13 protein-coding genes are annotated in these 13,996 nt (G+C 53.8%); 10 read left to right on the forward strand and 3 right to left on the reverse strand.

The window, feature by feature from the left end; translation table 11 throughout:
- Positions 1–85 precede the first annotated feature (85 nt).
- On the reverse strand, positions 86–1,654 hold the full coding sequence (locus CULFRC11_RS02720) for an LCP family protein (RefSeq protein ID WP_023635268.1): 1,569 nt from the start codon (positions 1,652–1,654) through the stop codon (positions 86–88).
- Positions 1,655–1,771: 117 nt separating this feature from the next.
- On the opposite strand from CULFRC11_RS02720, the gene CULFRC11_RS02725 reads away from it, so the two are divergent.
- From CULFRC11_RS02725 to CULFRC11_RS02735, 3 genes are all read left to right on the forward strand, one after another.
- On the forward strand, positions 1,772–2,722 hold the full coding sequence (locus CULFRC11_RS02725; protein WP_031270063.1) for a glycosyltransferase family 2 protein: 951 nt from the start codon (positions 1,772–1,774) through the stop codon (positions 2,720–2,722).
- A gap of 174 nt (positions 2,723–2,896) precedes the next feature.
- On the forward strand, positions 2,897–3,985 hold the full coding sequence (locus CULFRC11_RS02730; RefSeq protein WP_023635270.1) for a mannose-1-phosphate guanylyltransferase: 1,089 nt from the start codon (positions 2,897–2,899) through the stop codon (positions 3,983–3,985).
- 531 nt (positions 3,986–4,516) lie between these two features.
- Complete coding sequence (locus tag CULFRC11_RS02735; RefSeq protein ID WP_014300514.1) at positions 4,517–4,816, forward strand: WhiB family transcriptional regulator; 300 nt, start codon at positions 4,517–4,519, stop codon at positions 4,814–4,816.
- Between the two features lie 150 nt (positions 4,817–4,966).
- Here the strand turns inward: CULFRC11_RS02735 and CULFRC11_RS02740 are convergent, their stop codons facing one another.
- A complete protein-coding gene (locus CULFRC11_RS02740; RefSeq protein WP_013910944.1) occupies positions 4,967–5,422 on the reverse strand; it encodes a metallopeptidase family protein in 456 nt (151 codons plus the stop codon).
- Positions 5,423–5,515: 93 nt separating this feature from the next.
- Between CULFRC11_RS02740 and CULFRC11_RS02745 the strand changes: the two genes are divergently transcribed.
- The 4 genes from CULFRC11_RS02745 to manA all read left to right on the forward strand — a co-directional run bounded on the left by CULFRC11_RS02745 (position 5,516) and on the right by manA (position 9,798).
- Positions 5,516–5,917 (forward strand): DUF3499 domain-containing protein, encoded by a 402-nt coding sequence (locus CULFRC11_RS02745; RefSeq protein WP_023635272.1) that lies wholly within the window; start codon positions 5,516–5,518, stop codon positions 5,915–5,917.
- 131 nt (positions 5,918–6,048) lie between these two features.
- Positions 6,049–7,425 (forward strand): phosphomannomutase/phosphoglucomutase, encoded by a 1,377-nt coding sequence (locus tag CULFRC11_RS02750; RefSeq protein WP_023635273.1) that lies wholly within the window; start codon positions 6,049–6,051, stop codon positions 7,423–7,425.
- A gap of 173 nt (positions 7,426–7,598) precedes the next feature.
- A complete protein-coding gene (locus CULFRC11_RS02755) occupies positions 7,599–8,585 on the forward strand; it encodes a hypothetical protein (protein ID WP_023635274.1) in 987 nt (328 codons plus the stop codon).
- A 55-nt stretch (positions 8,586–8,640) separates the two neighbouring features.
- On the forward strand, positions 8,641–9,798 hold the full coding sequence (gene manA, locus CULFRC11_RS02760) for a mannose-6-phosphate isomerase, class I (protein ID WP_023635275.1): 1,158 nt from the start codon (positions 8,641–8,643) through the stop codon (positions 9,796–9,798).
- A 72-nt stretch (positions 9,799–9,870) separates the two neighbouring features.
- On the opposite strand, the gene CULFRC11_RS02765 is transcribed toward manA, so the two are convergent.
- Positions 9,871–10,647 (reverse strand): hypothetical protein, encoded by a 777-nt coding sequence (locus CULFRC11_RS02765; RefSeq protein WP_023635276.1) that lies wholly within the window; start codon positions 10,645–10,647, stop codon positions 9,871–9,873.
- A gap of 659 nt (positions 10,648–11,306) precedes the next feature.
- On the opposite strand from CULFRC11_RS02765, the gene CULFRC11_RS02770 reads away from it, so the two are divergent.
- The 3 genes from CULFRC11_RS02770 (at position 11,307) to CULFRC11_RS02780 (ending at position 13,911) form a co-directional block, all read left to right on the forward strand.
- Entirely contained in the window at positions 11,307–11,660 is a 354-nt protein-coding gene (locus CULFRC11_RS02770; protein WP_013910950.1) for a DUF4259 domain-containing protein, read from the forward strand.
- 188 nt (positions 11,661–11,848) lie between these two features.
- The gene (ahcY, locus tag CULFRC11_RS02775; RefSeq protein ID WP_023635277.1) at positions 11,849–13,288 is read left to right on the forward strand and encodes an adenosylhomocysteinase; all 1,440 of its coding nucleotides are present in this window, start codon (positions 11,849–11,851) and stop codon (positions 13,286–13,288) included.
- Positions 13,288–13,911 carry a dTMP kinase gene (locus tag CULFRC11_RS02780; RefSeq protein ID WP_023635278.1) on the forward strand — a complete coding sequence of 208 codons (624 nt, stop codon included), beginning with the start codon at positions 13,288–13,290 and terminating at the stop codon, positions 13,909–13,911. Before ahcY ends, CULFRC11_RS02780 begins: the two co-directional genes overlap by 1 nt.
- Positions 13,912–13,996: the final 85 nt, after the last annotated feature.

Below are 13,996 nucleotides of genomic sequence, written 5' to 3' on the forward strand. Positions count from 1 at the left end.
ATTTGCTGTGCATGGAAAAGGGCTGAGGGCATCGACAAGCGGAAAAGTCGATGCCCTCAGCCCATAGGAAATTACAGAGTGATTGCTAGTTGACGCATCGCGGTCCGTTTCCGCCGGCATCAATTTCTGGGGAGACTATTGCTTGCCCTTCGTCTGCTCCAGGTTGTCCCACCACAGAGGTTGTCGTTGACGTGCTGGTTGTAGATTCGGCGCTCTTTGGCCCCGCATAATCACCGGCCGCAACTACCACGTAGGAATGCGGATCGAGTCCGTCATGTTGTACGACCGGAATGCCTCCGAGTTCCTGGGAAAGGTGCTTGGCATCGTCAGACTCCGGGTCTGCGGTCAAGATTTGGCTATGAGAATACAAGCCTTCGGGTGCATTGCCGGTTTCTGCGATGGTGTATCCCTTGGTCTTTAGATGCCCTGCTACCTCGGCGGCAAGCCCCGATGTAGTGGTGGCGTTAAGAACATCGACAGTGGTGTTGGGGTGCACCGTATGATCGGTGGACTCGGAAGGAGTCTCGCTGGAGGGCTCTTCTTTTGGTCCTCCATTCAGTAGCTGGTCAAAGAACTTATGTACCTGCTGCACATCCACGGTAACAACGGATTCGCCGTAGTCTCCGGTGCCATCGATCGAGGTAACCGGGATGGTATTGAATCGGACGTTGCCGCCGGCAAGATTTTGCAGTTGGTTGGCAAAGCTCATCACGTCCCAGTTTTGGTCGATAACAACGGAACGCTCCACAGCCTTACCCATGTCTGATAGCTTCTGCGGGTTGGTCAGGGTTCCGGAGGACAGCACTTTGTTGACCAATGAGGCCATAAACGCTTGCTGACGAACAATACGATCCAGGTCGCCACGAGGAAGGCCATGCCGCTGGCGCACAAAGGCAAGCGCCTGTCCGCCTTTAAGCGTTTGGCGTCCAGCACCGAAATCAGCGCCGGAATACTCGTCTTTGACGCTATCGTTCAAACAGACCTCGACGCCGCCCACAGCTTCTGTCAAAAGAACAAAGCCCAGGAGGCCAACCTCGGCATAGTGGTCGACAGTAATACCGGTGAGATCGGATACCGCGCCGATGAGAGCCTGACGTCCGGCTTGCTTAGAACGCTCATCGAGAGTCTTTTGATCGCTGATTCCCTCAGACAGAAGCTTGGTTGCTTCCTTATCTTTATAGTTTTTGTACACGCCGTTGATTTTGAGGTTTCCCAAGTTATTGTCGTGCACATACGTATCGCGAGGAATGGAGATGGCGGTTGCCGAGGAACCGTCGTTAGGGATACGAATCACCATGATGGTGTCAGTATTATCGTTTTCCTCATCACCTGCGTGCAGCAGTTCAATCTCCTGCGGGCTAAGTGGATTGCCCTGGGCGTCGGTACGCGAATCGGAGCCTACGAGGAGGATATCGGTTGCGCCGTCGGCAGCTTCCTTCATTCCCTTGTCGCCTCCTAGGGAAAGATTGCCGGCAGAAGCAACAGTGTTACCTAGTTTTCCAATGGTGAAGTAACCGGCGCCAGATATGACCAGCACTATCGACGAGATCAACGCGAGGAAGATCTTAACGGGCCGGGGGCCCATTTGTTTGGTATCGGGCATCGCTGATGGCGGCGCCTGAATGTCGCGGTTACGACGGTATTTGTCGGTCATATTTGTTGGATCTCCATGAAGAAAGGAGTAGAAACAGGTAAAAGTCTAGGTGAAGTAGGGCTAAAAGCCGTAGTTTTTCTGCGAAATTGTTTTTATTGTGTGTTCGGATTCCCAACGATGAATAAAAGCGTGGCAGATCTCGATTCCCGGATATGCCCGACTAAGCTCAAGCGGGTGACTACAACAGATGCCAAGCCGATAGCCGTGATTACGGTTACTTTCTCTCCCGGCGATCACCTTGCAGCCTTCCTAGATTCTGTACGCGAAGCGACCGCGCGGGGTGCGTATACCGTCCTCGCGGACAACGGATCCACAGATGGAACCCCTCAGGCTGCTGCGAAAGAACGGGACGGCGTGGAGTTTTTTGCTACCGGCGGCAACATCGGCTACGGCTCTGCAATCAACGCGGCGGCTCGTCACCTCAAAGACAAACGAGAAAACGGTGACATAGAGCCGGAGTTCTTCGTGTTAGCCAATCCCGATGTGGTCTTTGACAAAGGCTCAATCGACGTCATGCTTGAATGCGCGCAGCGTTGGCCGAATGCTGCTGCAATCGGTCCTTACATTCGGCAAAGCGATGGGTCTGCGTATCCCTCGGCGCGTGCTATTCCTACGCTAAGCAACGGCATCGGGCATGCATTATTTGGTGCGATATGGCCGAATAATCCCTGGACAAAGGCGTATAAGGACGATGCTGACATGTCCACTGAGCGCACCGCCGGGTGGTTGTCAGGCTCGTGTTTGTTGGTTCGATGGGACGCTTTTGATGCCATAGGTGGTTTTGACGAGCGTTACTTTATGTATATGGAAGACGTAGATCTGGGTGACCGGTTTGGCCGCGCAGGTTTTGAGAATGTCTTTTGTCCTTCTTCTTTTATCACGCATGCCGTGGGACATGCGGCAGGAAAGCATCCGGAAAAGATGCTCCCTGCGCATCACGAGTCGGCGTATCGATTCCAAGCGGATCGTCATCCCCATGCATGGCAGTTGCCCATACGTGTTGTTTTAAAACTGGGGCTCCAAGCTCGTGCTTTTGTGGCGGTAGCGTCGGCGAAAATGAAAAAGTAACGCCTGGATCGGGAGGCATGGGCCGCGTTTCCGTATGTGTGATAGCGGGTCGTGTCGCTGGACATTCTGTGTGGAACCATAAACTTCAGGTTCTGTCAGGGTAGTCTGATTGAGTCAATCCGGAGGTGCACGTCTAGGCGTGCGTGACAAGCAAGAAAAGTAAGGACATCAAAAATGACCACAACGACGCTGCGCGGTAACACAGATGCCGTGATCCTGGTTGGTGGCAAAGGCACGCGCCTTCGTCCGCTGACGGTGTCGACTCCGAAGCCGATGCTGCCGACTGCGGGTGTGCCGTTCTTATCGCACCTCCTTGCACGAATTAAGGCTGCCGGAATTAAGCACGTCGTGCTAGGCACATCTTTCAAAGCGGAGGTCTTTGAAGAGTACTTTGGCAATGGCGAAGACTTGGGCCTGGAGATCGAATACGTTGTTGAGGATAAGCCGCTAGGTACTGGCGGTGGTATCCGGAACGTTTATGAAAAGCTTCGTGCAGATACCGTCATGGTGTTCAACGGAGACGTGCTTGGCGGTACGGATCTGGGCGGAATTCTCGATGCACATCACGAGAAACAGGCCGATCTGACCATGCACCTCGTTCGAGTCCCTGATCCGCGGGCTTTCGGATGTGTTCCTACTGACGCTGAGGGACGTGTTTCAGCATTCTTGGAAAAGACGGAAGATCCTCCTACGGATCAGATCAACGCTGGCTGCTATGTTTTCCGCCGCGAGCTGATTGAATCGATTCCTGCTGACCGCGTGGTATCCGTTGAACGTGAGACTTTCCCCAAGCTGCTGGAAGAGGGGCGTCGCGTCTTTGGATATGTGGATAATGCATACTGGCGCGATATGGGAACACCGGCGGACTTTGTTCGCGGTTCTTCCGATTTGGTTCGTGGCATTGCGCCGTCGCCGCTGCTTGAGGGGCGCACAGGCGAATCGCTTATCGACGAGTCCGCCGGCGTGAAAGATGGCGCGCTCTTGCTGGGCGGCACCGTTATCGGCCGGGGTACGGAAGTCGGTGCAGGTTGCCGTCTCGATGACACCGTGGTTTTTGATGGGGTGACCATTGAACCAGGGGCAGTCATTGAAGACTCCATCATCGCCCATGGTGTTCGCATTGGTGCTAACGCTCGAATCAAGGGCTGCGTTATTGGTGAAGGCGCTCAGATCGGTGCACGCTGCGAGCTTTTGAACGGGCTACGAGTATGGCCAGGAGTTGAGATTCCCACCGCTGGAATCCGCTTCAGCTCTGACGCCTAGAAAAATGTGTCGACCATCTCAATTTTAGTAGCGTGTGTTTGTGCCCTTGAGGACATTTTGCTGCTAAAAAAATAGAGTGGTTGAATAAAAGTTGGAGAGTCTTTCGGAGGGGCTTCAAGGTACATGTGAAAGTTCTTTAGCGTGCGATAGCACGAGAGAATTTGATAGGTGTAGCGACACGCTGGTTGCTACGTGGTCAGTAGTGACTCTGGGTCAGGGATACTAGATCTAGTACCCCTGACGTCCGCCCCCGAGAAATATGTTGTGTGAAAGATGTGACTCGTGAAGTTTGCGAGCTGGGGAAATGCATTTTTTTCAAGGGGAAATCCACTCTCAGGTTGACGGCATCTTGTGTTGGAGTGTTGAATTTCAAGTATGTAATTCGCTGCATAGTCTTCTTATATGGCTTTACATATCCCGCTAATCCTGCGTGAGTGTGCTGTGTATCTATGTGGCGTGTTGTGGGCTGACGTGGTTTCCCTTCGCGTAAGAGCTCGCATATGAGAACATGAACGAGGAGAGGAGGGTGGCGTGGAAGATATGGCCAGTAACGCCGCGCCTCGGACTCGCACACCCCTAGAGCTGACGCTAGATGACCTGTTTGGTGCAGTTGAACAGGAGTGGCAAGAGCAGGCCCTGTGCGCCCAGACAGATCCGGAAGCTTTCTTCCCTGAGAAGGGTGGATCTACACGTGAGGCAAAGCGCATCTGTCAAGCATGTGCTGTGCGTGATGAGTGCCTAGAATATGCGCTAGAGCATGATGAACGCTTTGGTATCTGGGGCGGTCTTTCTGAGCGTGAGCGCCGGAGACTCAAACGGGATATTGGTTAAGACTTTGTAATATGAAGGACCTACTAGGTGCGATGCCTGGGCGGTCCTTTATTTGCGTCTGTATGGAGGGGCAACGGGGGGATCTTCTGACTATGGGTTAGTGCCATAGCGCGAGTTCTGCACCATCACTGGTAATGCCTTACGGCGGTTTTACCACTGAAAATCTGGGTCGATATCCGTGGGGGACACGTTGAGATAATTGGCTACGAGGGAAGTGAGAACCATGGTAAGCAGCTCTTGGCGCTCTTGCGCTGAGTTGGTTCGTTGCTCTATCGGCATGCGGAAAAGGACGATTCGGGCGCGGGTGGGACTCCCTAAGTGATCTATTCCTGCTGGAATGACGCGGCCTAGTGGGACAGGTCCGTCGGCAGCGACTTCGTCCGGCAATAACGCGGCATTGGCATTGAGTCGCATACGTGGAACCGTGTCTACCGCAATGTCTAGATGTGCAAGTTGTTGGGCAAAACTTTGCTGGATGGGCGCATATGCCTCAAGCACTGCGGCGTCGAAAAGCGAACGCCGTGAACGGTAGCGCGGAACGGCCGTGGGGAACGCGGGGCCTCGTAGCCCTCTGCCGTGGCGGTCTCGATTCAGGCGGTAATCCATGCTGATAACACTAAAACTAAGAACGCTATAGGTTGGGAGAACGCGCCGAAGTCCCCCTGGGCTACCTAAACCTCAACTAGGAGTCTAGACTTTATGGACGTGAATCAGTTTCGTCGTTGTTCTCGCCCCGGTTGCGGTAAGCCTGCCGTAGCTACGTTGACTTACGCGTACGCACATTCAACCGCTGTGGTTGGCCCTTTGGCTCCTAACAGTGATCCGCATAGTTGGGATCTGTGTGAATTCCACGCGTCCAAGATTACAGCTCCGCTGGGATGGGAGTTGCTGCGCGTCGATGCGGTTGACGACGACGACGAGGACCTCACAGCCCTTGCAGAGGCAGTGCGGGAAGCCGGCAGAACTACTAGTGGGCTGATCGATTCCAATCAAGATTTTGGAGTTAATCACCCTGTTCACCGTGCGCAACGCAGACAGGTGTCAAAGAACACTAGGCGTGGACACCTTTCGGTTGTTCCTGACCCGGAGGATGATTACTAAAGGACTCATTGCCGGCTGCGCGGCAGCGCGCACGACGCGTTATCCACCGCCACACTGCTGGCGATGGGAAGAATCAGAGTACAATCTCTTCGGAGTACTTTTGTTCATCCCTGAAAGGTGGGATTTGGTAGATGCGTACCCGTGAATCGGTGACCAAGGTCATCAAGGCTTATGACGTGCGAGGCGTAGTCGGCGTTGACATCGATGCTGACTTCATCCGCGAGGTAGGCTCGGCTTTTGGCCATCTGATGCGTAACGAGGGCGCTACTAAAGTCGCCGTAGGCCACGACATGCGGCCATCGTCACCCGAACTCACTCAAGCTTTTGCAGACGGAGTTACCGCGCAAGGCGTTGATGTGATTGCGCTGGGACTCACCTCAACAGACCAGCTGTACTACGCTTCTGGCGTCATGGACTGCCCTGGTGCAATGTTCACCGCATCCCACAATCCTGCCGAATACAACGGCATCAAGATGTGTCGCTCTGGTGCACGACCTGTGGGGCAAGAAACAGGCTTGGGCACGATCATTGACATGCTTGTGGAGGGTGTTCCTGCTTTCGATGGCGAACCCGGCACCATCACGCAGAAAGATACCCTCGCGGATTACGGTTCCTTCCTTCGCGACCTGGTAGACCTCTCGGACATTCGTCCGCTCGTTGTTGCCGTGGATGCGGCAAACGGTATGGGCGGGCACACGGTTCCTGAGGTTTTTGCAGGGCTCCCGCTGGATGTGAAGCCTCTCTACTTTGAACTAGACGGAACGTTCCCTAACCATGAGGCCAACCCGCTCGATCCCAAGAACCTTGTAGATCTGCAAAAGTTCACCCCGGAGGTAAAAGCAGACATTGGTCTAGCTTTTGACGGCGACGCAGATCGCTGTTTTGTGGTTGACGAGAATGGCGATCCGGTGAGCCCCTCGGCTATTTGCGCCATCGTTGCGGAACGGTACCTCGCGCAGCGTCCAGGAAGCACAATCATCCATAACCTGATCACCTCCAAGACCGTGCCAGAGGTCATCGCAGAAAATGGTGGCGTCGCCGTACGCACGCGGGTGGGACATTCCTTTATCAAGGCACAGATGGCGGAACACGGTGCTGCCTTCGGCGGCGAGCACTCTGCGCACTACTATTTCTCTGAATTCTTCAACGCCGATTCTGGAATCCTTGCGGCAATGCACGTGTTGGCGGCTCTGGGCGGACAAGACAAACCGCTCTCAGAGCTGATGGCAGAGTATTCTCGATACGAGGCATCGGGTGAGATTAACTCGCGTTTGGCTAGCGCTGAGGCACAGGCTGAGCGTACGCAAGCCGTACTTGATGCTTTTGCGAATCGCACTGAAAGCGTTGATCGTCTCGACGGCGTTACGGTGGAGCTCAAGGACACCAAAGCATGGTTTAATGTCCGTGCTTCCAACACGGAACCGCTTCTGCGCCTGAATGTTGAAGCTCCTACCTCAGAAGAAGTGGATGCCCTCGTTACTGAAATCCTTGGGGTTATTCGCGCGTAATAAGCTCTAACAAGAGGATCCTAAGCAGTAACTTTTCCTTAGCTTTGTACTGTGAGCATCTGACTCCCAGGGAACATGCAGCCATGTATGGCGCTATCCCCGGGAGTTTTTGCGTATTTTGTTAAGGGCTGCGCAGAATGTGCCTTCCGGTTTAGACCTACAATTGGAAGGAAATGAATACACAGGAGATGTTCCGCGAGAGCGATGCTGCCGTTATACCCAGTCATTCCTATGACCCAGAAGCCGTGGCATTTTACGATATAGCGCATGAAGGCGCGCAGCTACGAGTGGTTGCAGAGTTTGTTCGCTCCGGCGGGCTTGATGCTGTGCAAGGAACTCAACCACGAAGCCTCGTTGTAGTGACCACAGAGGCAATTGCTACGTACTCAGCGCAGGCGGCTATAGCTTTACATGCTCCGCTGAAGGTTCCCGTCACCGTTACCTCAGAATTACCGCGTTACGTGGGACCTCTGGACATCGTGATTATTGCTACTGAGCGTTCTTCCTCGGAGCACCTATCTCAGGCTCTCATTACTGCGGAACGTCGAGGCTGCACAGTAATCCTTGTTAGCGCTGCAGAGGGGATGCTTCACGACGACGCTAGCCAAGACACAGCCGTTGTGCCGGTTCTTCCTCTGGCGCAGGGACCAAGCCCTCTTCGCGTTATCGCCGTAGCGATGGCAGTGCTGGGGTTGCTTGACCACGATGCAGAAGGAACTGCTCGTGCTTTGGAGGAATATGCCTCTTGCGTGGACACGGAGATTCTACAGTGCTCGCCAGAACGCGATGAGGACACCAATAGAGCGCGTCAGCTAGCTCAGATAACCGGACACATCATTCATACCGGTGCCACCGCCCCTGCTGTGGCAGTGGCCAATCTCATAGCTGTGTTATGGACTAGTTATGGGAAAGAATCGATGAGTCTTCCCGCCGCGGAACTTGGGGCTGCCCTGGGACGTTTCTCATATGCACCTAAAGATATATTTTTTGATCCTGACTTGGATAAAGCTCCCGCGGGGCAAAACGTGACAACGATTGCGTGGTGCGAACCCGAACAGAATGCGTGGGAGCGGACAGAGTTTGTCGACGCTGGACTCATGGGCACTCCACTGCGGATGATCGCTCGAGGCTTCGCGGCGACTGCCTTTCTATCGAGTTAACAAGTATTCTCTTACATCGGTGCCAAGACTGGTACGGAATATCGGAAGGAATGACATGCAGTTGCTGTCCCCAAGTGCGCAGGCCTATGCCTGGGGCTCTAGGACACTCATCCAAAAACTTAGAGGCGAAGAGCAAGGAACCAGCCCAATCGCTGAACTTTGGTATGGTGCCCATCCGGGCGGGCCATCGCAGATTGGTGATGAGTCCCTCGCCGAGCACATCGCCGCCGCTCCTGAGCAACAGCTTGGGCATCGCGTGCACAGTGAATTTGGAGAGAGGCTTCCATTCCTCCTGAAAATCCTGGCAGCGGATCAGCCGCTATCTTTGCAGGCCCATCCTTCGTTGGAGCAAGCTCAGGAAGGATTTGCTCGGGACAACGAGCAGGGAATTCAGCTTGGGGCTCATAATCGGAATTACAAGGACGATAACCACAAGCCTGAGTTGCTGATCGCCTTGACCGAGTTTCATGCGATGGCAGGATTCCGTCCATTGGCTAAGACCCTGGAGATGCTGCGATTCCTCGACTGTGAGGAACTAGAGCGCTACATTGCGATGGTCGTGGATAATCCGCTCAAGGAATCCGATAATCTGCGCGCGCTGTTTACTACATGGATTACGATCCCCACTGCTCATCGCCGCGGTCTCATCGCCGCGGTAGTGGCTTCTGCGAAAGAAAAAGCAGACACTGCCCCGGAGTGGATGAGCGCTGCGCTGAAGAATATCGTGTTGCTCAATGAGCAGTATCCCGGAGACGTGGGAGTATTGGGCGCAATCCTGCTCAATTATGTTGTTCTCCAACCCGGGGAGGCTATTTACCTCGATGCAGGTAACTTGCACGCTTATGTTCGAGGCCTTGGCGTGGAGATCATGGCAAACTCCGACAATGTTCTGCGTGGCGGGTTGACGTCCAAACACGTTGACGTGCCGGAGCTCGTGCGAGTGCTGAAGTTTTCCTCTTTAGAAGACCCCATTGTGGAGGCAGAATCTGGAGTTTATCCAGTACCTATTAACGAGTTTGCTATTAAGCGATTCGACCTTGATAACACCGCAGAGAAGATCGCTCACGACGGCCCTGCCATCCTTTTGTGCACGGCCGGAATGGTGGAAGTCGACGGAGTGGCCCTAGGGCCAACTCAAGCGCTGTGGCTTTCTGCAGCTGATGCTGAGGTAGAGGCGCGCGGACAGGGCCAGCTTTTTGTAGCTACCGTGTGACCTGATTTTTAGCACGATACAAGAAAGAGGGAGCAGCACGTGCAAGCTGCTCCCTCTTAACAATTATCTGTTTTAAGGCTGCGGAACCGGTGCTTTTTCTGCGGTCTGGACTGGCGCGGCAGGCTTAGGTTCAGCTTCTTGTGGCGCAGTAGTGCGAGGCTGCGCATGCGGGTTAAGAAGAGTTCCCGCAGAGCTCAGCGCTTTGCGCACGGTGGAAGGGTCCACCAAAGGGGCAGTGGGCTCTGTGATGATTTCCGTGGGAGCTGGGCTTGGTTCCGCCGAAGTGCTGCTTATGCTTTGGTCCGGCTTCTCCGAAGACTGTCCTGGACTGGAAGAAGACCCCTCTACTACCGGGGGAATCGAGGTAGGCGGCTGAGAGCTTTGGCTTTGCGAAGTCTCTTCTTCAGGCTCGTGGATAACAACAGGTGAGTCTGTCTCTGGAATCACAGTTGTTGTCTGTGGTTGTGGGGTTGAGGGGGCAGAGACCGTGGTGGTCGGGGTAATTGCCTTTCCTCCGGTTCCCACATGAGCATTGGGTGGCATGAGAGGGTCGTGACGTACCTGAGGAGCACGGTTAGGGGCTACTGGGTAGGGCGTATGAACAGCGTAGGAGTCGTCTTGAGGCGATGAAGCTGCTGGAGCCTGGGTGCTGCTTGCTGCCTGAGGTGCGGCACTGGAGGAAGACGTTACTGCGGCTTCTTCCAATTTTTGTGGGCCAGCATCGGAGACTGTATTTGATGCAATGGTCTGGGGGCTTCCGAGCTTCCAAACCAAGATACCGATGGCAACAGCTAACGTGGTGCCGGCAGCAATGAACAATAGAAACCGGCGGGTGTAAGTGTTGTCCACGTCGGCTCCTCTCAACGTCGTAATGGATGTCGTACGTCGGCATCGTGGTGTGTGGGTTCTCTCTATATCGTTCGTTAGTAGGGGGGGGCGGCTCTTCGTCGGCCCGCTCAAGAACGATGCGAGAAATCCAATCACGATTTGATAACAAAAACGACCGTAGCATACCTTTTAGCACTCTGTAACCTGAGCGTGATCTGGGCGGTGCTGGTGTTTGCAAAAAGGACGCGCCAGGAGGATCGCCAGCAAAAGAAGATCATAGGTATCCATAAGAGCTCTTCTTGCAGATGAAAATAAGTTTTTTGATCGTTATTTGATGAACGTCGTAATGATTAGGAGTATCAGTTATTCCTATAGGGAAAATCATAAAATAAGTTTTTGTGAGCCAGTAGCGGCTGCCTTTGCGGAGGTGTAATAAAAGAGGTACGTACGTGATCGAAAGCTGCGGCGAACCCTTGATTGAGATGCCTGTCAAAGATTGCGATGTTCCTTTTGGTATGTATCGGGAGTCTCCGGCGTCTTTCCCTGTGGTGCTGTGCCAAATCTGACAGGAGGGGCGGTTTAAAATCTCGAATGTCCATTGAATAGAGTTAGCTCAGCGATGACTCGTCGATGCGCCGGATAATTTGGTTAAAAATAAAATGTAGTGAAAGGAATAACCCATGAGCACCTGGGAGAGTGAGATTTTCTCTGAGGAAGTTAACGTTGATTTTCTCGACGAGCTGAACGATCTAGACGGCGATGACGTCGTAGAAGCTGTGCGCGATGCCTGTGTTTTAGCAACGGGAACAGGTCGAGTTTCTGAAGACGAGCAGCTTAACGGCCTGGCTGCGGCAACGATCGCTGCTATTTGGGCAGGAGCACCTTTTAGCGACGGCGACTTGGTGGGTGCCTATCCCTTTATCCGGGAATATATTGGGGAAGGCGATGAGGCTTTGCACGAATCTGCAAGCAAGCTGCTAGAAGAGGCCGATACAGAAGAAGACCTTGAGGCTTTCCTAGAGGCTTTGAGCTAATCCAGGGGTGGCACTTTTGGCCAGCGTGCGGTTATAAGAAGTGTTGTTGGGGGAGGGGCGTCGTAACGCCCCATCTACACACGCGTTATGAAAGACTTCTAGGAAGACACCACTAGGAATGTCGTCGGCATACGTTGATAGAGCTTCGATGTATTAGGTGCGCGGCACTTGTGAGAAGGAATACTTAAATGACCTCTTTTGATTTCAAGGTGAAAGATTTAAGCCTCGCGGAAGCAGGCCGCCACCAAATCCGTCTCGCAGAGCACGAGATGCCTGGTTTGATGCAGCTGCGGGAAGAATACCGCGAAGAGCAGCCGCTCGCCGGAGCACGGATTACTGGTTCGATCCATATGACGGTTCAGACGGCTGTGCTGATCGAGACGCTCGTGGCTCTGGGTGCGGAAGTGCGCTGGGCATCGTGCAACATCTTCTCCACCCAAGATGAGGCGGCAGCTGCGGTTGTCGTTGGACCTGAGGGGACCGTAGATAACCCACAGGGTGTTCCGGTTTTCGCCTGGAAGGGCGAGACACTCCAAGAATACTGGGATTGTGTGCATAAAATTTTTGCATGGCCGGGTGAACAGCTTCCCAATATGATCCTGGATGATGGGGGAGACGCAACCATGGCGGTCATCCGCGGCTGCCAGTATGAGCAGGCCGGCGTTGTGCCGCCGAGCGAGGAAGGGGACTCCGACGAGTATCAGGCGTTCCTGGAAATGCTGCGGGCAACGCTGGAATCAGATCCTGGCATGTGGACGGCTATCGCATCATCTGTGAAAGGCGTCACCGAAGAAACCACGACAGGTGTGCATAGGTTGTATCACTTTGCAGAAGAAGGCGTGCTGCCCTTCCCTGCAATGAACGTTAACGACGCCGTGACCAAGTCCAAGTTTGATAACAAGTACGGCACGCGCCATTCGCTTATCGACGGCATCAATCGCGCCACCGACATGCTGATGGGCGGCAAGAATGTCTTGATTTGTGGCTATGGCGACGTGGGCAAAGGCTGCGCAGAGGCAATGGCTGGTCAGGGCGCTCGCGTAAAAGTCACAGAAGCTGATCCGATTAATGCTCTTCAGGCGCTGATGGACGGATTCTCTGTGGTCACAGTGGATCAAGCCATCTCTGAAGCAGACATCGTGATCACTGCGACAGGGAATATGGGCATCATTTCCTTCGAACACATGCTGAAGATGAAGGATCATGCGGTTCTTGGCAACATCGGCCACTTTGATAATGAGATAGACATGGCCTCGCTATTGCACCGCCACGACGTCTCGCGCGTGACAATTAAGCCGCAGGTTGATGAGTTCACGCTGCCCAATGGCAACGCAATCATCGTGCTGTCAGAAGGACGCCTCTTGAATCTAGGCAACGCCACTGGGCACCCCAGCTTTGTGATGTCCACGTCCTTTGCAGACCAGACTATTGCTCAAATAGAGCTTTTCCGCAACGATGGCCGCTACCGCAATGAGGTCTACCGCCTGCCCAAGATCTTGGACGAGAAGGTAGCCCGAATCCATGTTGAGGCTTTGGGCGGACAAATCACTGAGTTGACCAAAGAACAAGCGGAATACATAGGCGTGGATGTCGCGGGACCTTATAAGCCGGAGCACTACCGTTACTAATGATTATTGCTATTGAAGGAATCGACGGCGCGGGCAAGAATACGCTGGTCCGCGCCCTCGTCGAAAAGCTTGATGCACGAGTTTTAGGTTTTCCACGCTACCAAGACTCCATTCATGCCCAGCTCGCGCAAAAGGCCTTATACCAGGAGATGGGCGATGTCAGCGACTCTATCTATGCCATGGCCCTGCTCTTTGCGCTGGACCGTAGGGAGATAGCGGAGGAGCTTCAGACATATAAGGGGAGCAAAGACATTATCTTGCTCGATAGGTATGTGGCCTCCAACGCTGCGTATTCAGCCGCCCGTGCGCAGGACTGGAACCTGGTGACATGGGTTTCTGACCTTGAGTTTGGGGAGTTTGGGCTTCCTACCCCCGATATACAAGTGCTTCTGAACACCTCGCCTGAAGTAGCGGCCCAGCGCGCTGCACAGCGGGAGGAACAGGACGAGGATCGTTCTCGCGACTGCTATGAAACCAATGATAGCCTGCAGAATCGGACCTCAGATGCGTATGCCAGATTGGCGGAGGAAGAGCAATTTTCCCCTTGGATTGTGGCGCAGTCGGGAGACTCTGTCGATGATGTCGCGCTCAGGATTATCCAAACCCTGGGTACGATGAAATGAGTTAGTTTTAAAATCATTATGGAAACCCGCTAGGCGGGATGTGACCTTCTTCTGGCGCTCCTGTGTGAGCAAAGCTCGCACATAG

The organism is Corynebacterium ulcerans (assembly GCF_000767685.1).
In the GTDB taxonomy this organism is placed as follows: domain Bacteria; phylum Actinomycetota; class Actinomycetes; order Mycobacteriales; family Mycobacteriaceae; genus Corynebacterium; species Corynebacterium ulcerans.

What these genes read in the sequence shown, in the direction of transcription:
- CULFRC11_RS02740 (WP_013910944.1), bottom strand. Translation starts at nt 5,422, where the DNA reads ATGGATTACCGCCTGAATCGAGACCGCCACGGCAGAGGGCTACGAGGC.
- CULFRC11_RS02720 (WP_023635268.1), bottom strand. Translation starts at nt 1,654, where the DNA reads ATGACCGACAAATACCGTCGTAACCGCGACATTCAGGCGCCGCCATCA.
- manA (WP_023635275.1), top strand. Translation starts at nt 8,641, where the DNA reads ATGCAGTTGCTGTCCCCAAGTGCGCAGGCCTATGCCTGGGGCTCTAGG.
- CULFRC11_RS02755 (WP_023635274.1), top strand. Translation starts at nt 7,599, where the DNA reads ATGAATACACAGGAGATGTTCCGCGAGAGCGATGCTGCCGTTATACCC.
- CULFRC11_RS02730 (WP_023635270.1), top strand. Translation starts at nt 2,897, where the DNA reads ATGACCACAACGACGCTGCGCGGTAACACAGATGCCGTGATCCTGGTT.
- CULFRC11_RS02770 (WP_013910950.1), top strand. Translation starts at nt 11,307, where the DNA reads ATGAGCACCTGGGAGAGTGAGATTTTCTCTGAGGAAGTTAACGTTGAT.
- ahcY (WP_023635277.1), top strand. Translation starts at nt 11,849, where the DNA reads ATGACCTCTTTTGATTTCAAGGTGAAAGATTTAAGCCTCGCGGAAGCA.
- CULFRC11_RS02750 (WP_023635273.1), top strand. Translation starts at nt 6,049, where the DNA reads ATGCGTACCCGTGAATCGGTGACCAAGGTCATCAAGGCTTATGACGTG.
- CULFRC11_RS02780 (WP_023635278.1), top strand. Translation starts at nt 13,288, where the DNA reads ATGATTATTGCTATTGAAGGAATCGACGGCGCGGGCAAGAATACGCTG.
- CULFRC11_RS02725 (WP_031270063.1), top strand. Translation starts at nt 1,772, where the DNA reads ATGAATAAAAGCGTGGCAGATCTCGATTCCCGGATATGCCCGACTAAG.
- CULFRC11_RS02745 (WP_023635272.1), top strand. Translation starts at nt 5,516, where the DNA reads ATGGACGTGAATCAGTTTCGTCGTTGTTCTCGCCCCGGTTGCGGTAAG.